Annotated in this window: 14 protein-coding genes; 4 read left to right on the top strand and 10 right to left on the bottom strand. The window is 64.8% G+C overall.

Annotation, left to right across the window (positions count from 1 at the left end; genetic code table 11):
- Positions 1-112 precede the first annotated feature (112 nt).
- The 6 genes from P3C50_RS23680 to P3C50_RS23655 form a co-directional block, all read right to left on the bottom strand.
- Positions 113-1,123, bottom strand: a complete 1,011-nt coding sequence (locus P3C50_RS23680; RefSeq protein WP_197854904.1) for an ornithine carbamoyltransferase — start codon at positions 1,121-1,123, stop codon at positions 113-115.
- Between the two features lie 63 nt (positions 1,124-1,186).
- Positions 1,187-2,437: an arginine deiminase gene (gene arcA, locus P3C50_RS23675; RefSeq protein ID WP_275547833.1), complete on the bottom strand. Its 1,251-nt coding sequence runs from the start codon at positions 2,435-2,437 to the stop codon at positions 1,187-1,189.
- Positions 2,438-2,511: 74 nt separating this feature from the next.
- Entirely contained in the window at positions 2,512-3,939 is a 1,428-nt protein-coding gene (arcD, locus tag P3C50_RS23670; protein WP_197854906.1) for an arginine-ornithine antiporter, read from the bottom strand.
- Positions 3,940-4,370: 431 nt separating this feature from the next.
- A complete protein-coding gene (gene putA, locus P3C50_RS23665) occupies positions 4,371-8,306 on the bottom strand; it encodes a trifunctional transcriptional regulator/proline dehydrogenase/L-glutamate gamma-semialdehyde dehydrogenase (protein ID WP_275547832.1) in 3,936 nt (1,311 codons plus the stop codon).
- A gap of 244 nt (positions 8,307-8,550) precedes the next feature.
- Complete coding sequence (locus P3C50_RS23660) at positions 8,551-9,153, bottom strand: LysE/ArgO family amino acid transporter (RefSeq protein ID WP_275547831.1); 603 nt, start codon at positions 9,151-9,153, stop codon at positions 8,551-8,553.
- Positions 9,153-9,566 carry an ACT domain-containing protein gene (locus P3C50_RS23655; RefSeq protein ID WP_197854909.1) on the bottom strand — a complete coding sequence of 138 codons (414 nt, stop codon included), beginning with the start codon at positions 9,564-9,566 and terminating at the stop codon, positions 9,153-9,155. Before P3C50_RS23655 ends, P3C50_RS23660 begins: the two co-directional genes overlap by 1 nt.
- A 94-nt stretch (positions 9,567-9,660) precedes the next feature.
- Between P3C50_RS23655 and P3C50_RS23650 the strand changes: the two genes are divergently transcribed.
- Entirely contained in the window at positions 9,661-10,557 is an 897-nt protein-coding gene (locus tag P3C50_RS23650; protein WP_275547830.1) for a LysR family transcriptional regulator ArgP, read from the top strand.
- Between the two features lie 101 nt (positions 10,558-10,658).
- Positions 10,659-11,657 carry an NAD-dependent epimerase/dehydratase family protein gene (locus tag P3C50_RS23645; protein ID WP_275547829.1) on the top strand — a complete coding sequence of 333 codons (999 nt, stop codon included), beginning with the start codon at positions 10,659-10,661 and terminating at the stop codon, positions 11,655-11,657.
- On the opposite strand, the gene P3C50_RS23640 is transcribed toward P3C50_RS23645, so the two are convergent.
- Complete coding sequence (locus P3C50_RS23640; protein ID WP_275547828.1) at positions 11,648-11,932, bottom strand: hypothetical protein; 285 nt, start codon at positions 11,930-11,932, stop codon at positions 11,648-11,650. The genes P3C50_RS23645 and P3C50_RS23640 overlap by 10 nt on opposite strands.
- 359 nt (positions 11,933-12,291) lie before the next feature.
- Between P3C50_RS23640 and P3C50_RS23635 the strand changes: the two genes are divergently transcribed.
- Positions 12,292-13,140 carry an ATPase gene (locus P3C50_RS23635; RefSeq protein WP_275547827.1) on the top strand — a complete coding sequence of 283 codons (849 nt, stop codon included), beginning with the start codon at positions 12,292-12,294 and terminating at the stop codon, positions 13,138-13,140.
- 348 nt (positions 13,141-13,488) lie between these two features.
- Here the strand turns inward: P3C50_RS23635 and P3C50_RS23630 are convergent, their stop codons facing one another.
- Positions 13,489-14,538 (bottom strand): alkene reductase, encoded by a 1,050-nt coding sequence (locus P3C50_RS23630; RefSeq protein WP_275547826.1) that lies wholly within the window; start codon positions 14,536-14,538, stop codon positions 13,489-13,491.
- 27 nt (positions 14,539-14,565) lie between these two features.
- Positions 14,566-14,868 carry an ArsR/SmtB family transcription factor gene (locus P3C50_RS23625; protein ID WP_041769672.1) on the bottom strand — a complete coding sequence of 101 codons (303 nt, stop codon included), beginning with the start codon at positions 14,866-14,868 and terminating at the stop codon, positions 14,566-14,568.
- A gap of 122 nt (positions 14,869-14,990) precedes the next feature.
- Between P3C50_RS23625 and P3C50_RS23620 the strand changes: the two genes are divergently transcribed.
- The gene (locus P3C50_RS23620; RefSeq protein WP_275547825.1) at positions 14,991-15,578 is read left to right on the top strand and encodes an ACP phosphodiesterase; all 588 of its coding nucleotides are present in this window, start codon (positions 14,991-14,993) and stop codon (positions 15,576-15,578) included.
- Between the two features lie 132 nt (positions 15,579-15,710).
- Here the strand turns inward: P3C50_RS23620 and P3C50_RS23615 are convergent, their stop codons facing one another.
- Complete coding sequence (locus P3C50_RS23615; protein ID WP_275547824.1) at positions 15,711-18,428, bottom strand: cation-transporting P-type ATPase; 2,718 nt, start codon at positions 18,426-18,428, stop codon at positions 15,711-15,713.
- Positions 18,429-18,467: the final 39 nt, after the last annotated feature.

The raw sequence follows: 18,467 nt of genomic DNA, 5'->3' as shown, positions 1-18,467 counted from the left end.
TCGCCCGCTGAAGCGCCCTTCGCAGAGCTCAGGGCGCTTCAGCGGGCGAAGCAGTGCTTCGCTATTTCCGCTTACGCCCCGCAAGCGGGAGAGGGGAGGCAAGCGTGCAGCGTCAGATGTCAGCCAGGGTCGAAACCAATATCGCCTTGATCGTGTGCATGCGGTTTTCCGCCTGCTCGAAGGCGATGTTCCAGGGCGATTCGAACACCTCTTCAGTCACCTCGATGCCGTTCTTCAGGTTCGGATACTGTTCGGCGATCTGCTTGCCGACCTTGGTTTCGCTGTTATGGAAGGCCGGCAGGCAGTGCATGAACTTCACCCGCGGATTACCAGCGGCCTTCATGATCTCGGCGTTGACCTGATAGGGCAGTAACTCCTGGATGCGCTCGCCCCAGGCGTCGACCGGCTCACCCATGGAAACCCAGACGTCGGTGTGGACGAAGTCCACGCCCTTGACCGCTTCCTTCGGGTCTTCGGTGAGCAGGATGCGTGCGCCGCTTTCCTCGGCGAATTTCTTGCAGGCGGCAACGTGCTCGTCGCTCGGCCAGAGTGCCTTGGGGGCGGCGATGCGTACGTCCATGCCGAGCTTGGCGCCGATCAGCAGCAGCGAGTTGCCCATGTTGTTGCGTGCATCACCGAGGTAGGCGTAGGCGATGTCGTGCAGCGGTTTGTCGGCGTGCTCGCGCATGGTCAGTACGTCGGCGAGCATCTGCGTCGGGTGATATTCGTCGGTCAGGCCGTTGAACACCGGCACGCCGGCGTAGGTGGCCAGTTCTTCGACGATCTCCTGCTTGAAGCCGCGGTATTCGATGGCGTCGTACATGCGGCCGAGCACGCGGGCGGTGTCCTTCATCGATTCCTTGTGGCCGATCTGCGACGAGTTGGGGTCGATGTAGGTGACGTTGGCGCCCTGGTCGTAGGCCGCCACCTCGAAGGCGCAGCGGGTGCGGGTCGAGGTCTTCTCGAAGATCAGCGCGATGTTCTTGCGCTTGAGGTGCTGTTGCTCGGTGCCGGTGTACTTGGCGCGTTTGAGGTCGCGCGACAGGTCGAGCAGATAACGCAGCTCGCGGGTGCTGTGGTGCATCAGGCTGAGCAGATTACGATTGCGCATATTGAAAGCCATGATTCTCTCCTCGTGGGTAGTTGAAACGCCCCCGGCGGTGGATGCCCGCCGGGGCTGGCTGGATCAGTAGTCGATGGGGTCGCGGATGATCGGGCAGGTCATGCAGTGGCCACCGCCACGGCCGCGCCCCAGTTCGCTGGCGCTGATGGTGATGACCTCGACGCCGGCCTTGCGCAGCAGGGTGTTGGTGTAGGTGTTGCGGTCATAGCCGACCACCACGCCCGGCTCCAGGCAGACCACGTTGTTGCCGTCGTCCCATTGCTCGCGCTCGGCCTCGTAGGCATCGCCGCCGGTTTCCACCACGCGCAGCTTCGGCAGGTTGAGGGACGCGGCGACGACCTCGACGAAGGACTTGTCCTCGCGGCGCACATCGATGCCGCCGGGGCGGCTTTCGTCCGGACGCAGGGTGAAGGGCACGATGCCGTTGGCCACTTCCGGGAAGATGGTCACCAGATCGCGGTCGCAGAAGCTGAATACGGTGTCCAGGTGCATGGCCGCACGGGAGCGGCCCAGGCCGGCGACGATGACCTTGTCTGCCGCGCCCTTGGCGAACAGCGCACGCGCCACCTGGCCGATGGCTTGGTGCGAGCTGCGCTCACCCATGCCGATCAGCACGGTGCCGTTGCCGATGGGCATCACGTCGCCGCCTTCCAGGGTGGCCGAGCCGTGATCCTTGTCCGGATCGCCGTACCAGATCTCGAAGGATTCATTGGCGAAGTCCGGGTGGAAGGTGTAGATGGCGCTGGCGAGCAGGGTTTCCTGACGGCGTGCCGGCCAGTACATCGGGTTGAGGGTGACGCCGCCATAGATCCAGCAGGTGGTGTCGCGAGTGAACTGGGTGTTGGGCAGCGGCGGGAAGATGAAGCTGGATTCGCCCAGGTAGGCGTTGAACATCTTCGCCGCCTCGGAATCCTTGTGCTTGACCAGATCGGCCCCGGAAACGCCGCCGATGAGGAACTCGGCGATGCGCCGTGGCTCCAGGCCCTCGATGAAAGAACGCACTTCGTTCTGCAGGCCGAGGCCGACGCTGTTGGGGGTGATCTTGCGGTCGAGGATCCACTTCAGCGCGGCGGGATCGCTGATGGTCTCTTCCAGCAGGTTGTGCATCTCCACGACCTCGATGCCGCGCTCGCGCATCTTGGTCATGAAGTCGAAATGGTCGCGCTTGGCCTGCGATACCCAGATCACGTCGTCGAACAGCAGTTCGTCGCAGTTGGCGGGTGTCAGGCGCAGGTGGGCGAGGCCCGGAGAGCAGACCATCACCTTGTGCAGTTTGCCGGCTTCGGAATGAACGCCGAGGGGCTTCTTGGACATGTCGAACTCCTTCTCGTAGAGCGAGTTTTCAGGCTTGCCGGCGGCCCGGTGCGGGCCGCTCGCGGCCAGCGGTGTTACAAACTCAGGAAGCCGTCATACAGCCCGTAGGCGGCGATGGCGGCGCCGATCAGCACGACGATGAAAATCAGTTTCTCGATGCTGGTGAAAATGGCTTGGCCCATTTCGCGCTTGGCCTTGGCGAAGAGGATTGCGCCAGGTGCGTAGAGCAGTGCCGAGAGCAGCAGGTACTGAATGCCGGCGGCGTACACCAGCCACACCGCGTACAGGGTCGAGATACCGGCGATCAGCAGATCCTTGTTGCGCTCGCCGGAGGCGTTCTCGTAGGTCTCGCCGCGCACTGCCAGCAGCACCGCATAGGCGCTGGACCAGAAGTACGGCACCAGGATCATCGAGGTGGCCAGGTACAGCAGGCTGAGGTAGGTGGAGGCGTTGAACAGGGTGATGATCAGGAACAGCTGGATCAGCCCGTTGGACAGCCACAGCGCATTGGCCGGAACCTGATTGGCGTTCTCCTTGCGCAGGAAGGCCGGCATGGTGTGGTCGCGGGCGCTGGCGAAGAGGATCTCGGCGCACAAAAGGGTCCAGGACAGCAGGGCACCGGCCAGCGAGACGATCAGACCAATGGCGATCAGCTGCGCGCCCCAGGGGCCGACCACCTGCTCAAGCACCCCGGCCATGGAAGGGTTCTTCAACCCGGCCAGTTCGGCCTGAGCCATGATGCCTTGCGACAGGATGTTGACCAGCACCAGCAGCAGAAGCACGCCGACGAAACCGATCACCGTGGCCTTGCCGACATCGCTGCGCTTCTCGGCGCGGGCCGAGAAGATGCTCGCGCCCTCGATGCCGATGAACACCCAGACGGTGACCAGCATCATGTTGCGCACCTGATCCATCACGCTGCCCAGCTCCGGGTTACCCCGGCCCCAGAAGTCCGCGGTGAACACGTCGAGCTTGAAGGCGATCGCGGCGATAACGATGAACAGCGCCAGCGGCAGCATCTTGGCGATGGTGGTGACGGTGTTGATGAAGGCCGCTTCCCGGATCCCGCGCAGCACCAGGAAGTGCAGCAACCACAGCAGCACCGAGGCGCAGATCACCGCCGGCAGGGTGTTGCCCTCGCCGAATACCGGGAAGAAGTAACCCAGGGTGGAGAACAGCAGCACCATGTAGCTGACGTTGCCGATCCATGCGCTGATCCAGTAGCCCCAGGCCGAGGAGAAGCCCATGTAGTCGCCGAAACCGGCCTTGGCGTAGGCGTACACCCCGCCGTCGAGTTCGGGCTTGCGGTTGGCCAGGGTCTGGAACACGAACGCCAGGGTCAGCATGCCGACCCCGGTGATCAACCAGCCGATCAGCGTGGCGCCCGCGCTGGCGCTGGCCGCGATGTTTTGTGGAAGGGAAAAGATACCGCCGCCGACCATGGAGCCGACGACCAGCGCAATCAATGCGCCGAGGCGGAGTTTTTGTGTCGAGTCAGACATCTCAATTACCTCCGTGTCACAAGGGGACATAGGCATTGAGCGCGTTTGGCGAGCACTGCATCCTGACTTGAATCAATAGTCAGGGTTCGTCAACGCACATCCATGTAAACAAGCGTTGCCGAGCACCTGAACGGGTCAGGAATGCTGCTCCGACCGGCACGCTGAGGCGCCAGTGATGACACGATAGTCCGAACTTTTCGTTACGCAATAATGGCAGTTTGAGATGGGGTGAGGCGGGGTAGAAATCGGCGGGGCGTTTGGCCCCGCTCGAAGCGCCGGCCGGGTAGGCTGGCGCAGACCCGAAGGTCAGGAGGAGATGACACGGCGCCAGGCGGGTAGCCCCTGCAGGCAGTTGCGCCGTGTGGGTACAGCATGCCGTGGAAAGCTTTCAGCCAGCTTTCCACGGCATGACTTGTCGATGACGTCGGCGCTTAACCGATGGTCATCAGGCTGGCGTTGCCGCCGGCCGCAGCAGTGTTGACGCTCAGGGCGTGCTCCACCAGCAGGCGTTCCAGGGCGATGTCGGTCTCGCCCTTGTTCAGGCCATGCACGCCGACGATGGCGCCCTTGCGCTGCGCCGCCTGCTCGCTGACTGCGCGCAGCTGGTCGGAGTCGCCGTGGTGCAGGATGGCGTCCAGCTCCACGTCGACGCTATTCCAGTCGGCTACCAACTGAATGTGCTTCTGCACCTCCTTAGGCAGTTCGGCATGCAGCGCGCGCTGGCTGTCCAGCCAGATCGCCTTGCTGCCCACCGCCAGAGTGGCAGCCAACTGGGCCAGTAGGTCGCTGCGCTCGTCGGCCAGGTTCAGCACGTGCTCACGCGGCAGCAGGGTGTAGCTGTTGCGCTCGCCGGTCGGGCCGGTGAGGCTGTGGCTACTGTAGCTTTGCGACAGCGCGCGGTACTGCTCGAACAGCGCGGCGATGGCCGGCTCCTGCTTGCCTGCCCACTCGGCGAAGGCGGCGCGTACCTTGTCCAGCTCGGTCGGTGCCGGTAGCACCTGCACCTCGGCCTGTTGCAGGTAGCTGGCAACAGCCTCCTGCGGACGGGTCGACAGCAGGCGATACAGGTACAGCGGGCCACCGGCTTTCGGGCCGGTGCCGGACAGGCCTTCACCACCGAACGGCTGCACGCCGACCACGGCGCCGACCATGTTGCGGTTCACATACAGGTTGCCGACCTTGGCGGTGCCGACCACCTGGGCGATGGTCTCGTCGATGCGGGTGTGCACGCCGAGGGTCAGGCCGTAGCCGCTGTCGTTGATCTGCTGCAGCAGTTTGCCCAGATCCGCGCGCTGGTAGCGCACAACGTGCAGCACCGGGCCGAAGATCTCGCGCTTCATCTCGTCGAAGCTGTCCAGCTCGATCAGAGTCGGCACGACGAAGGTGCCGCGCTTGATCTCGTCACCGTTGACGCGCGCCAGCTGAGTGACCTTACGGCCTTTTTCGCGCAGCTTGGCGATGTGGGTTTCGATGCCGGCCTTGGCTTCGGCGTCGATCACCGGACCGATGTCGGTGTTCAGGCGTTCCGGGTTGCCGAGGGTGTATTCGGCCATGGCGCCCTTGAGCATGGTCAGCACGCGGTCGGCCACGTCGTCCTGCACGCACAGCACGCGCAGGGCCGAGCAACGCTGGCCGGCGCTGTCGAATGCGGAGGAGACCACGTCCATCACCACCTGCTCGGTCAGCGCCGAGGAGTCGACGATCATGGCGTTGAGGCCACCGGTTTCGGCGATCAGCGGGATGGTACGGCCTTGCGCGTCGAGGCGCCCGGCGATGTTGCGTTGAAGGAGGCCGGCCACTTCGGTGGAACCGGTGAACATCACGCCACGCACGCGCTCGTCACCTACCAGACGTGCGCCGACGGTTTCGCCACGGCCCGGCAGCAGCTGCACGGCGCCGGCCGGTACGCCCGCTTCGAGCAGAATGCGCACGGCCTGGGCGGCGATCAGTGGGGTCTGCTCGGCCGGCTTGGCCAGCACGGTGTTGCCGGCGGCCAGCGCGGCACAGACCTGGCCGGTGAAGATCGCCAATGGGAAGTTCCACGGGCTGATGCACACCACCGGGCCAAGCGGGCGGTGGCTGTCATTGCCGAAGCTGCGCGCCTGGATTGCGTAGTAACGGAGGAAGTCCACTGCCTCGCGTACTTCGGCGATGGCATTGGCGAAGCTCTTGCCGGACTCGCGCACCAGCAGGCCCATCAGTTGTTGCAGCTCGGCTTCCATCAGGTCGGCGGCGCGTTCCAGCACGGCGGCGCGCTCGGTCGGCAGGGTGGACTGCCAGATCTGCCCGCTGGCCAGGGCGCAGAGGATGGCGCTGTCGACATCCTTGACGCCGGCTTCGCGCACGTGGCCGACCAGGTCGCGGTGATCGGCCGGGTTGCGCACCGGCTCCGGCTCGCCGGGGTTGGCGCTTTCGCAGCCAAGCATCGGTTCGGCCAGGTAGCTGTGGTTGACGGTCGACAGCAGCGCCGAGGACAGCGAGCCGAGACGGTGTTCGTTGGCCAGGTCGAGGCCGGCGGAGTTCACCCGCTCGCTACCGTACAGGTCGCGCGGCAGCGCGATGCGCGGATGCGGCAGGCCGACGGTGCCTTCCTGCGCGGCCATCTGCTCGACCTGCTGCACTGGGTCGAGGACCAGATCCTTGAGCGAGATGCTGTGGTCGGCGATGCGGTTGACGAAGCTGGTGTTGGCGCCGTTTTCCAGCAGGCGGCGCACCAGGTAGGCCAGCAGGGTTTCGTGGCTGCCCACCGGCGCGTAGATGCGGCACGGACGGTTGAGCTTGCCATCCTTGATCTTGCCCACCACCTGCTCGTACAGCGGCTCGCCCATGCCGTGCAGGCACTGGAACTCGTACTGGCCCGGGTAGTAGTTCTGCCCGGCCAGGTGATAGATGGCCGACAGCGAGTGGGCGTTGTGCGTGGCGAATTGCGGGTAGATGGCTTCCGGCGCGGCCAGCAGTTTGCGCGCGCAGGCGATGTAGGACAGGTCGGTGTACGGCTTGCGCGTGTAGACCGGGTAGCCTTCCAGGCCGTTGACCTGGGCCAGCTTGATTTCGCTGTCCCAGTAGGCGCCCTTGACCAGACGGATCATCAGGCGATGACGGCTGCGCTTGGCCAGGTCGATGACGTAGTCGATCACGTAAGGGCAGCGCTTCTGGTAGGCCTGGATGACGAAGCCGATGCCGTTCCAGCCGGCCAGGCTCGGTTCGAAGCACAGGCGCTCGAGCAGGTCCAGCGACAGCTCCAGGCGGTCGGCTTCCTCGGCGTCGATGTTGATGCCGATGTCGTACTGCTTGGCCAGTTGGGTCAGGCCCAGCAAGGTCGGGTACAGCTCGTCCATCACGCGCTCGTACTGGGCGCGGCTATAGCGTGGGTGCAGGGCGGAGAGCTTGATCGAGATGCCCGGACCTTCGTAGATGCCGCGGCCATGGGAGGCCTTGCCAATGGCGTGGATGGCCTGCTCGTAGGAGGCCAGGTAGCGCTTGGCGTCTTCTTCGGTCAGCGCGGCTTCACCGAGCATGTCGTAGGAATAGCGGAAGCCCTTGGCTTCCAGGTTGGCGGCGTTGGCCAGGGCTTCGGCGATGGTTTCGCCGGTAACGAACTGCTCGCCCATCAGGCGCATGGCCATGTCCACGCCCTTGCGGATCACCGGCTCGCCACTCTTGCCGATGATGCGGTTGAGCGCCGAGGTCATGCCGGCCTCGTTGTGGGTGGACACCAGTTTGCCGGTGATCAGCAGGCCCCAGCTCGCCGCGTTGACGAACATCGACGGGCTCTGGCCGAGGTGCTGGCTCCAGTTGCCGTTGGCGATCTTGTCGCGGATCAGCGCGTCACGGGTGGCCTTGTCGGGAATACGCAGCAGGGCTTCGGCCAGGCACATCAGCGCCACACCTTCCTGCGACGACAGCGAGAATTCCTGCAGCAGGCCTTGCACCAGGCCCTGGCGGCCGCTGGCGTTCTTCTGGTTGCGCAGCTTCTCGGCGATGCCGAGAGCCAGTTTCTGCGAGGCCTCGGCCTGCTGCGGGTTCAGACGCGCCTGCTCCAGCAGCATCGGCACCACTTCGGTTTCCGGACGGCGGTAGGCGCTGGTGATGGCGGCGCGCAGCACCGACTGCGGCAGGATGCTCTCGGCAAAATCGAGGAATACCTGCAGGCCCTGTTCGGTCAGCGACTCCAGCGCCTCTTCACCGGCGGCAGCGGCCAGGCCGGCATGCTCGGCGGGCGTCAGGCCACTCTCGACTTGCTCCAGATAATTGAAGATCGCCTGCTTGATCATCCAGTGCGGGGTGCGGTCGATCTTTGCCGCAGCGGTCTTCAAGCGCTCGCGGGTGGCATCGTCGAGTTTTACGCCAAGGGTCGTGGTAGCCATGGAGGGTGTCCTACTTGTTCGGGTTATTCACGGCAAAAAGTTGCAGGAGATTAATCCCGGAAATATATGGGTGCAACCAGGTGCAACCATTATTTTTCGCTGACCCGACGGACGTTGCTCGTTGCCTGAAACACTCCCGTATTGGCTAAGAAGGTAAAGGTGCAACCCGCCTCTGTGGCCTTCGTATTGGAGGATAGTCCATCGCCAAGGCGGGGGCGCGACACGCCTTGATCGCCGGAACCCTTCAGAGCGCCTCGAATACCAACTGCGACGCTACCGCGAACATCATCGCCGCCACGCCCAGATCGATCAGGCGCCAGGTCAACGGCCTTGCCAGCCACGGCGCCAGCCAGGCCGCGCCGATTGCCAGAGTGCTGAACCAGAGGAAGGAGGCGCTGGCCGCCCCCGCCGCATACGCGCCCGGCTCCGGTTGCTGGGCACCGAGCGAGCCGATCAGCAGCACCGTATCCAGATAGACGTGCGGGTTGAGCAGGGTGACCGCCAGCGCCGCGAGCATCACCGCTCGAAGCGAACGGGGTTCGCTGCCGGCCGCCTGCAGCGCTTGCGGGCGGGCAGCGCGCAGTAGCGCCTGGCTGCCATACCAGATGAGAAAGGCGGCACCGCCCCAGCGGGCGATGGCCAGCAGCGTCGGGCTCTGCGTCAGCAAGGTGGCCAGGCCGAACACGCCGGCCGCTACCAGCACCGCGTCGCAGACGATGCACAACGCGGCCACCGGCAGGTGATGTTCGCGGCGCAGGCTCTGTGCCAGGACAAAGGCATTCTGGGCGCCGATGGCCATGATCAGACCGATGGCCACCAACAGGCCGTTACCGTAGCTCTGCCACATCAGGCTGGCTCCGGCAGGGACGCCGCTGACAGGGCGCGCAGGGTGGACAGCGCCTTTTCGGCTCGCTCGATGGGCACGAACAGGTGGTCGTGGTGAAAGCCTGCGACCACGTTACAACTGATCCCCGCCTGCGCCAGGGCGGTGGAGAAGGAAGCGGTCAAACCGACAGCGGCCAGCGACGAATGCACCTCAAGGGTGATCCACGCTGCGACATAGTCGTAGCTCAGGTTGTGCGCGTCGGCGACTTCGCGCGGCAGCACCAGGCTAAGGCCTTCGGTTTCGCGCAGGCTGGCGATGGGCTGCAGGCCGCTGCAGTCATGCTCGGCTGCGACGCAGCAGAACACGTACTGACCGGGGTTGAGCTGCGGCGTCATGCTTTGCAGCAGGCGCGCGAGGTCGGTTTCGCCAGACATGGCAGGCTCCTGATCGTGGGTGAATGCTGGCGAGTCTGCGGCGACTGGATGTATAAGAGAAAGCAATATTGCTGATCGCTCATTAGGAAAATCGATGTTCGATTACAAACTTCTGGCTGCCCTGGCGGCAGTGGTGGAACAGGCCGGCTTCGAACGCGCGGCGCAGGTGCTGGGCCTGTCGCAATCGGCGGTTTCGCAACGCATCAAGTTGCTCGAGGCGCGGGTCGGCCAGCCGGTGCTGGTGCGCGCCACGCCGCCGGCACCCACCGAGACCGGTCGACGTCTGCTCAACCACGTGCAGCAGGTGCGCCTGCTCGAGCGCGATCTGCAGGGGCAGGTGCCGGGGCTGGATGAACAGGCCTTGCCCGAGCGTCTGCGTATCGCCATCAACGCCGATAGTCTGGCCACCTGGTGGGCGGCCGCCACGGCCGGGTTCTGCGCCGCCCAGCAGGTGCTGATGGAGCTGGTGGTGGAAGATCAGGAAGTCGGTCTCAAACGAATGCGCGCGGGTGAGGTGGCAGGCTGCGTGTGTGCTGCCGAGCGTCCGGTGGCGGGCGCGCGCAGCCTGGCGCTGGGGGCGATGCGTTATCGCGCGCTGGCCAGCCCGGCCTTCATCGCCCGACACTTTCCCGCTGGCGTCACCGCCGAGGCGCTGGCGCGGGCACCGGCCATCGTTTACGGCCCGGATGATCAACTGCAGCACCGCTACCTCGCGGGGCTGGGGGTGACCGGAGCCTTTGCCTATCACTTATGCCCCTCATCGGAAGGCTTTGTACGGCTGACCGAAGGCGGCCTGGGCTGGGGCCTGGTGCCGGAGTTGCAGGTGCGTGAGGCGCTGGCCGGCGGCAGGCTGGTGGATCTGGTGCCGGAGCGCTTCATCGATGTGCCGCTGTACTGGCACCACTGGCGCAACGGCGGTGAACTGCTCGGCGAGTTGACCGAACAGCTGCGTCGCCACTCGGCTTCGGTGCTGGTGTCGCTGCACGCCTAGGCGGCCTGCTGGGTCGTCGTTCTGGCTGCCGCCGACAGCGCAGGCCGCACTGAGCGCTGCTAGAGTGCGGCGATTACAAGAATCGATATTAAGGGGATACGATGAAGATTCTGGTCACCGGCGCGAGTGGTTTCATCGGTGGGCGCTTCGCACGTTTCGCCCTCGAACAGGGCCTGGCGGTGCGGGTCAACGGTCGCCGTGCCGAGGGTGTGCAACACCTGATCAAACGCGGCGCCGAGTTCGTCCAGGGCGATCTTGGCGATGCCGAACTGGCCCAGGCGCTGTGCCAGGATGTCGAGGCCGTGGTGCATTGCGCGGGGGCCGTTGGCGTGTGGGGCGACTACGGGCATTTCCATCAGGCCAACGTGACGGTCACCGAGAACATCGTCGACGCCTGCCTCAAGCAGAAGGTGCAGCGCCTGGTGCACCTTTCGTCACCCTCGATCTACTTCGATGGGAAATCCCATGTCGATATCCGCGAGGAGCAGGTGCCCAAGCGTTTCTCCGATCACTACGGCAAAACCAAGTATCTGGCCGAACAGCAGGTGTTCGCCGCGCAGGAGTTCGGTCTGGAGGTGATCGCCCTGCGCCCGCGTTTCGTCACCGGCGCGGGCGACACCAGCATCTTCCCGCGCTTGATCGGCATGCAGCGCAAGGGCCGTCTAGTGATCATCGGCAACGGCCTGAACAAGGTCGACTTCACCAGCGTGCACAATCTCAACGACGCTTTGCTCAGTTCGTTACAGGTGGGCGGCGCGGCGCTCGGCCAGGTGTACAACATCAGCAATGGCGCTCCGGTGCCGTTGTGGGATGTGGTCAACTATGTGCTGCGCCGCCTGGAACTGCCGCCGGTGACGCGGCATGTGCCGTTGCCGCTGGCCTATGCTGCGGCGACGCTCAACGAAGGTGTGTGTCGCCTGTTGCCCGGGAGATCCGAACCGAGCCTGTTTCGCCTGGGCGTGGCGGTGATGGCCAGGGATTTCTCCCTGAACATCGACCGCGCTCGCGAGTACCTTGGCTACGAGCCCAGGGCCAGCCTGTGGGATGCACTGGATGAATTCTGCACCTGGTGGCAGGCGCAGATGGGACCTCAGGCGTAGACGCGCTGGCCGCGATAGATACGCACCGAGCCGGTGGCGCTGCCGACTGGCAGTTCCACTGCAGCCTCGGGCGTCGCGACGCGTTGGGGTTGATCGGACAGCTCGGCCAGGCGCCTGCCCAGGCTACGGGTTTCTTCGTCATCGGACTTCAGACTGCCATCGAGCATGGCACCGATGGCGTTGGGCTGGCTGAGGCGAATGTCCACTGCCTGCTCTTCGCGTAGGCGACGACGCAGCGCTTTCATGCAGTCCAGTATTTCTTTATTCAGTTCCATTGCGACTTCCCCCGGTTGGTTGAAGGGGCACGGGTTGCAGCCGTCCTCGCTCGCCGTGACCTGGCCAGCCGCTTCCCGGCGGCTGTAACACGTATGCTCGTGCTGATTGCATTGCAGAACTTTCGGGCCGCCTGCTGGCTCGTGGGCGGTGCGCTATCGCTGCGCTCACGAAAGGATCAAAAGCAAAGTGCGTACCAGTTCAAATTTTGCGGAACTGCTGTGCTGTGGGCGAGTCGATGGCCCTGTCGCGCCCTTCGTCGGTGCGCCGCGCACCTGCTTGGCGCGACGCTCATGGCATAGTGGCGAATCGGTATACTGCGCGGCATTTCCGTTTCCTGGTTCCAACCATAGGTCCGAACATGCGTAATGACGCCAACGACGAGCTCGACAACCTGCCCAGCCTGACCCCGGAGCGCCGCGAGGATTTCGCCGAGCCGCGTGAAGAGCCGGCCCCGCGCAGCAGCCGCGTGACCAGCAGCAAGGCACCGGTGGCCAAGGGCGCCAGCACCGGGCCGTTGTGGGCATTGGTCGGTGCGCTGAGTTTCGCCCTGGCCGGCCTGGGCTGGTGGAGCCTGCAACAGATCGGGTTGATGGAACAGCGCCTGGTGGCGACCCAGGAAAGCTTCGCGCGCATCAGCGAAGAGGCCGCCGGGCGCATTCAGGATATTTCCGGCAAGGTGGTAGCGACCGAGTCCAACGTCACCAGCGGCAGCGAGGCGCTCAAGCTGCAGGTTCGGCAACTGGAGAACCGCCTGGCCGAACTGAGCAAGCAACAGCAACAGAGCGGCACTGCGCAGGCCGCGCTGGACAAGCGTGTCGAGCAACTGGGTAGCGAACTGAAGAGTGGCATTGGCGCCAGCGCCGATTTCGAGAAGCGCCTGCAGGCGCTGAGCAGCGAGCAAACGGCGCTGAAGGCTGCGCAGGGTGACGCCAAGGCGACGCAGGCCGAACTGGCCAAGCTCGATACCCGGATCAAGACGCTCGGTGGCGATATCGATGCGCTGAAGAAGCAGGGCAACCCGGCCCAGGCCATCCGCAGCCTGGAGCAGGATCTGCTGGTGCTGCGCAGTGAGCTGGACAATCGCCCGGCTCCTAGCGCTGGTCCCAACGTCGCCGAATTCGATGCCTTCCGCGCGCAGATGACGCGCAACATCAACACCCTGCAGAGCCAGGTGGCTAATCTGCAGCAGCAGCTCAATCAGCGCTGAAGGTAGGCGAGGAGGGATGCCTCGCTGCTCAGGTGCTGCGCTGTCGTGAGTTAAACACCGGTGGGAGCGTAATGCTGTTCACTTAAGAAACGGTCAAACACGATCAGTCCCCTCGCCCCTTTAGGGAGAGGGGGAAACCGGCGGTTTCGGTGTTTTCTCCCCCAGCCCCTCTCCACTAGGCGTGCCCCCAATAAATGGGAGAGGGGAGCCAACGTGTGCAGCCTTATGTGAACAGCATTACGGTGGGAGCGGACTTGTCCGCGAGCTTTTTGTCGTTGGCCACGTTCGCGGATAAGTCCGCTCCCACACAAGTCCGCTCCCACACAAACCCTCACTCCTGAGTCGGGCTTACAGGCGCGGATAGTCGATATAGCCAACCGGGCCCGAGCCGTAGAAGGTTTCCGGATGCGGCTGGTTGAGCGCCGCGTCCTGCTCCAGGCGCTCCGGCAGATCCGGGTTGGCAATGAAGGGGACGCCGAAGGCCACCGCATCGGCATTGCCTTCAGCCAGCCAGGCGTTGGCCTGATCCTTGGTGAAGCGCTCGTTGGCGATGAACACACCGCCGAATTCCTTCTTCAGTTGCGGTGTCAGGCTGTCGTCACCTGCCTTCTCGCGGGCGCAGATGAAGGCGATGCCGCGTTTGCCCAGTTCACGGGCCACGTAGCCGAAGGTTTCGGCGCGGTTGGCGTCGCCCATGTCGTGCGAGTCGGCACGCGGGGCCAGGTGCACGCCAACGCGGCCGGCGCCCCACACGGAAATCGCGGCATCGGTGACTTCCAGCAGCAGGCGCGCGCGGTTCTCGACGTTGCCACCGTAGCGGTCGGTGCGCTGGTTGGTGCTGCTCTGCAGGAACTGGTCGAGCAGGTAACCGTTGGCACCGTGGATTTCCACGCCGTCAAAACCGGCCGCCATGGCATTCTCGGCGCCCTGACGATACGCCTCGACGATATCGGCGATCTCTTCGGTCTCCAGTGCTCGCGGGGTGACATAGTCCTTGATCGGGCGCACCAGGCTGACGTGGCCGGCCGGCTGGATCGCGCTGGGAGCGACCGGCAGTTCACCGTTCAGGTAGATCGGGTCGGAAATGCGGCCGACGTGCCACAGTTGCAGGACGATCTTGCCGCCGTTGGCGTGCACCGCCTGGGTGATGTTGCTCCAGCCACGCACCTGCTCGTCGGACCAGATGCCAGGGGTGTCCGGGTAGCCCACGCCCATCGGCGTGACGGCGGTGGCTTCGCTGATGATCAGGCCGGCCGAGGCGCGCTGGGTGTAGTACTCGGCCATCAGCGCGTTGGGCACGCGGCCTTCGTCGGCGCGGCAGCGAGTCAGCGGTGCCATGATGATACGGTTGTTCAGCTGCAGATCACCGATCTGGATGGGGTCGAACAGTGTGGGCATGTGATTTCTCCGAAGGAAGAGGTCAAATCAGAGTTGCTGGCCTAGGCGCTCGACGAAGGCCTGGATCAGCTCGTCGTTACGCTTGAAGAAGTGCCACTGACCGACCTTGCGGCTGGTCACCAGACCGGCGCGCTGCAGGGTGGTCAGATGGGCGGAAACGGTGGACTGCGAAAGCCCGGTGCGCAGGAAGATCTTGCCGGCGCACACGCCGATTTCCAGCGGATGATCCTGTTCGGCGAAGTGGCGTTCGGGTTCCTTCAGCCAGTCGAGGATGTCGCGGCGTACCGGGTGGGCGAGGGCCTTGATGATGGCGTCGAGATCGATGTCCATAGCGTGATCGTTGCGTATCGGCATGTGGCGAACCTTATATCGTCTCTGAGCGATATACAGATCGTTTGTTCCGATAGTCTCCATCAACCGCTTCGATGTCTTGTCAGTGCTAAGCTCGCCGGATGAACTACCTCGCCCATTTGCATCTCGGCGGCGACGCGCCATCACAACTGCTTGGCAGCCTCTATGGCGATTTCGTCAAAGGCCCGCTCAACGGACGCTGGCCGGCGCAGATCGAGGCAGCCATCCGTCTGCACCGGCGTATCGATGCCTTCACCGACAGCCACCCGCTACAGGCGCAGGCGCGCGCCCGTTTTCCGCTGGCGCGGCGACGTACGGCGGGCATGTTGCTGGACCTGTTCTTCGACCATTGTCTGGCGCGTGACTGGCCGGTGTATGCCACTTTGCCGCTGGAGCGCTTCACCGGCCGGGTGTATCAGGTGCTTGCTGCCGAACCGGAGTTGCCGGGGCGTCTGGCGCTGATGGCACCGCGCATGGCGGCGCAGGACTGGTTGGGCAGCTACCGCGAGTTCGCGGTGCTGGAGCAGGTGATCGCTGGCATGCAGCGGCGGCTGTCAAAACCGCAGTTGCTCGACGGCAGCCTGAGCGAACTGGAGCGCCTCTACGAACCCCTCAGCGAGGACTTCCGACTCTTCTACCCTGAACTGATGGCCTTCGCCGAGACCGAGCAGGGCGGGAGCGAGCCGTAGCCCGGATGCAATCCGGGGATCAGCGACATCCCTGTCACCGTCGCCGCTAAAGCGCCTCCCACAGAAGCGGGCGTCTGGCACCGTGGGAGGAGCTTCAGCCGCGACGACATCACCGCAGCGCTTCTCTGATGTTCAGACCGCCTGCGGATGCAACCGATAACGCCGCACCATCCACTTCTCCAGTTCTGCCACTGCAAAAAGCGCCAGGCCCGCCAACAGCACCCGCAACCATTGCTCCAGGCTCAGGCCAACCGAGCCGAACACGTTCTGCAGCGGCGAGGCGTAGGTGAACAGCAGTTGCAGCAGCAGGCACAGGGCGATGGTCAGCAGCACCGCGCGGTTGCCCAGCAGGCCGTCGCGGCTGAGTACCGAGCCGAACAGGCTGCGGCTGTTGAGCAGGTAGAAGATCTCGCACATCACCACGGCATTCACCGCCACGCTGCGCGCGTGCTCCAGGTCGCTGCCGAGCTGCAGCTCCCAGAGAAACAGGCCGATACCGGCACCGGCGATCAGCACCGAGACCATCAGCACGCGCCAGACGAAGAAACCGGACAGCAGGGGCTCGTTCGGCGCACGCGGGGCGCGGTTCATCAGCCCACGCTCGCTGGGCTCGAAGGCCAGCGCCAGGCCCAGGGTGCTGGAAGTGACCATGTTGATCCAGAGGACCTGCGCCGGGGTCATCGGCAATACCACCTGGAACAGAATGGCGAAGATCACGATCAGCGCCTGCCCACCGTTGGTGGGCAGGGCGAAGAGGATGAATTTTTTCAGGTTGTCGTAGATCGCCCGGCCCTCGCGCACGGCGCCGGCGATGGTGGCGAAGTTGTCGTCGGCCAGCACCACTTCGGCAGCTTCCTTGGCCGCTTCGGTGCCTTTCAGGCCCATGGCCACGCCCACGTCGGCGCGTTTCAGCGCTGGCGCATCGTTGACTCCGTCGCCGGTCATGGCCACCACCTGGCCGCTGTCCTGCATGTTCTGCACCAGGCGCAGCTTGTGCTCCGGGCTGGCCCGAGCGAATACCTCGACGCCGGGCAGCACCTCGCGCAGGCGGCGGTCGTTGAGCAGTTCCAGTTCGGCCCCGGTCATCGCCGGCAGGCCGACGCCAATGCCCAGTTGCGCGCCGATGGCGCGGGCGGTCTCGGCGTGGTCGCCGGTGATCATCTTCACCCGGATGCCGGCGCGCTGGCACTCGGCGACGGCGGCGATGGCTTCTTCTCGCGGCGGGTCGATGATGCCGACCAGGGCCAGCAGGATCAGCCCGCCTTCGACATCATCGAAATTCAGCGTGCGTTGTTCGGCTGCGGCCGGCTTGCTGGCCAGCGCCAGCAGGCGCAACCCTCGGGCTGCCAGGTCGGTGGCCTGGCGCCGCCAGTAATCGGCGTCCAGTGGCGCGCAACCGCCGTCGGCGCTGCGCTGGCTGGCGCACATCTCCAGCACGCGTTCGGGGGCGCCCTTGAGGTAGACCAGGCCATGGCCGGCGTGGTCGTGGTGCAGGGTGGCCATGAAGCGGTGCTCGGACTCGAACGGAATCGCGTCGCTACGTGGCAACTGAGCCTGCAGCGTCTGGATATCGAGACCACTTTTCAGTGCCAGGGTGAGGAGTGCGCCTTCGGTCGGGTCGCCATGCAGCAGCCAGTGGCCGGCATCGTCCTGTTGCAGGCGGGCGTCGTTGCACAGTTGCGCGGCGCGGGCGATTTCCAGCAGTTCGGCGTCGGGTTCGAGCAGGGCGCCGTCCTGATGGAAGGCACCTTCCGGGGCGTAGCCGACACCCGAGACATCGACAATGCGACTGGCGCTGACCACGCGCTGCACGGTCATCTCGTTGCGGGTCAGGGTGCCGGTCTTGTCCGAGCAGATCACCGTCACCGAACCCAGGGTTTCCACCGCCGGCAGGCGGCGCACGATGGCGTTGTGACCAGCCATGCGCTGCACGCCGAGGGCGAGGATCACCGTCATGATCGCCGGCAAGCCTTCGGGAATGGCCGAGGCGGTGAGCGCCACCACCATCATGAACATGTCGCCGGGGCTTTGCCCGTGCCAGAGAATGCCGAGGATGAAGGTGGCGAAGGCCAGGATCAGGATGATCACCGCCAACCAGCGGCTGAATTGTTCGATCTGTCGCAGCAGCGGCGTGGACAGCGCCTGCACCTGCTGCAGCATTGCGCCGATGCGCCCCAGTTCGGTGTCGGCGCCGGTCGCCACCACCACGCCAGTGGCCTGGCCGCTGCTGACCAGGGTGCCGGAATAGGCCATGCAGCGCCGGTCGCCGAGCGCAGCATCGACGTTGCAGTGCACCACGGATTTTTCCACCGGCACCGATTCGCCGGTCAGCGCGGCCTCTTCCACCAGCAGGTTCTTCACGCTGAGCAGACGCAGGTCGGCCGGCACCTTGTCGCCGGATACCAGCAGCACCACGTCGCCGGGCACCAGGCGTTCGGCATCGATTTCGTGGCGTTCTCCGTCGCGCAGCACCATGGCGTGAGGCGAGAGCATGTTGCGGATGGCGTCCAGCGCATTCTCCGCCTTGCCTTCCTGAATGAAGCCGATGATCACGTTGATCAGTACCGCGGCGAGAATCACCGAGGTGTCGACCCAATGGCCGAGCAGGGCGGTGATCAGCGCGGCGACCAGCATCAGATAGAGCAGTACGTTGTGAAACTGGTAGAGCAGGCGCAGCAGCGGCCCACGGCGTTGCGGTGGCGGCAGGCGGTTGGCGCCGTGGCGTTGCAGGCGTCGTTCGGCTTCGTCCTGGCTGAGGCCGCTGGCGTTGCCGTGCTGCGCCTCCAGTGCTTGTTGTGCAGTCAAAGCGTGCCAGGCGTGGTCACTATGTTCAGAGGGGGAATTGCCCATGGGTGCATCTCCTTCGGTGGGCCAGGCTGCCTTGCGTGT

The sequence above is a fragment of the Pseudomonas sp. Marseille-Q0931 genome, assembly GCF_940789645.1.
In the GTDB taxonomy this organism is placed as follows: domain Bacteria; phylum Pseudomonadota; class Gammaproteobacteria; order Pseudomonadales; family Pseudomonadaceae; genus Aquipseudomonas.
The sequence above is the reverse complement of the archived record's forward strand: the minus strand, read 5'-3'. Positions and strand labels throughout refer to the sequence as shown.

Bases quoted from the DNA above. Each gene is read 5' to 3' on its own strand.
- P3C50_RS23680 (WP_197854904.1), bottom strand. From the start codon at position 1,123: ATGGCTTTCAATATGCGCAATCGTAATCTGCTCAGCCTGATGCACCAC.
- arcA (WP_275547833.1), bottom strand. From the start codon at position 2,437: ATGTCCAAGAAGCCCCTCGGCGTTCATTCCGAAGCCGGCAAACTGCAC.
- arcD (WP_197854906.1), bottom strand. From the start codon at position 3,939: ATGTCTGACTCGACACAAAAACTCCGCCTCGGCGCATTGATTGCGCTG.
- putA (WP_275547832.1), bottom strand. From the start codon at position 8,306: ATGGCTACCACGACCCTTGGCGTAAAACTCGACGATGCCACCCGCGAG.
- P3C50_RS23660 (WP_275547831.1), bottom strand. From the start codon at position 9,153: ATGTGGCAGAGCTACGGTAACGGCCTGTTGGTGGCCATCGGTCTGATC.
- P3C50_RS23655 (WP_197854909.1), bottom strand. From the start codon at position 9,566: ATGTCTGGCGAAACCGACCTCGCGCGCCTGCTGCAAAGCATGACGCCG.
- P3C50_RS23650 (WP_275547830.1), top strand. From the start codon at position 9,661: ATGTTCGATTACAAACTTCTGGCTGCCCTGGCGGCAGTGGTGGAACAG.
- P3C50_RS23645 (WP_275547829.1), top strand. From the start codon at position 10,659: ATGAAGATTCTGGTCACCGGCGCGAGTGGTTTCATCGGTGGGCGCTTC.
- P3C50_RS23640 (WP_275547828.1), bottom strand. From the start codon at position 11,932: ATGGAACTGAATAAAGAAATACTGGACTGCATGAAAGCGCTGCGTCGT.
- P3C50_RS23635 (WP_275547827.1), top strand. From the start codon at position 12,292: ATGCGTAATGACGCCAACGACGAGCTCGACAACCTGCCCAGCCTGACC.
- P3C50_RS23630 (WP_275547826.1), bottom strand. From the start codon at position 14,538: ATGCCCACACTGTTCGACCCCATCCAGATCGGTGATCTGCAGCTGAAC.
- P3C50_RS23625 (WP_041769672.1), bottom strand. From the start codon at position 14,868: ATGGACATCGATCTCGACGCCATCATCAAGGCCCTCGCCCACCCGGTA.
- P3C50_RS23620 (WP_275547825.1), top strand. From the start codon at position 14,991: ATGAACTACCTCGCCCATTTGCATCTCGGCGGCGACGCGCCATCACAA.
- P3C50_RS23615 (WP_275547824.1), bottom strand. From the start codon at position 18,428: ATGGGCAATTCCCCCTCTGAACATAGTGACCACGCCTGGCACGCTTTG.